This is a genomic window from Limnospira sp. PMC 1279.21 (assembly GCF_032349615.1).
Taxonomy (GTDB): Bacteria; Cyanobacteriota; Cyanobacteriia; order Cyanobacteriales; family Microcoleaceae; genus Limnospira; species Limnospira fusiformis.
Genome location: NZ_JARPLU010000505.1, coordinates 1 through 541 on the forward strand (window position 1 = coordinate 1; position 541 = coordinate 541).

Genomic DNA, 541 nt, shown 5'->3' on the forward strand with positions numbered 1-541 from the left:
AAAATGACCACACAGATAGCCCTGAAGTTGACGACAAAAAAATAGATTATCTGACGATTCTTTATGAAAAATTAGTTCCTTTATTAGTGGCAGGGATTCAAGAATTATCTCAGAAATTAGACGCACTAGGTAAACCCACAGCATCTACAAATGGTAATATCAGTAATTTACCGACAAGCCCTATCGGTTTAAGTGTAGGTGATTTATGGTGTGACACGGATAACGATAATGTAATCAAGCAGGTGAGATAATGTCTAACAAATATGATATATCTGAAACTAATTGGTTTTTAGCTTACAACCAATATTTTATCAAAGAGGATGATACCTCACACGGAGGTAAACGATTGCCAGATATATCAGGTAGCAAATTTGTAAGGATATTATTTGATGCAGACCAAGTTTCTACTTACTGGAAAATGGCGGGTTGGTTGAAATTTTACACATACAATGATATGAAGCAGAATATGATGGTTAAACGTGAAACTATTTGGCTAAATGAATATCAAATAATTGAATCACCACCATATAGTAATTTTTAG

The 541-nt window shown here is 33.6% G+C and carries 2 pseudogenes; both read left to right on the forward strand.

The window, feature by feature from the left end:
* A pseudogene (locus P5683_RS25670) lies at positions 1–251 on the forward strand (tail fiber domain-containing protein); the annotation flags it as partial.
* Positions 251–541, forward strand: a pseudogene (locus tag P5683_RS25675) (hypothetical protein); the annotation flags it as partial. The pseudogenes P5683_RS25670 and P5683_RS25675, both read left to right, overlap by 1 nt.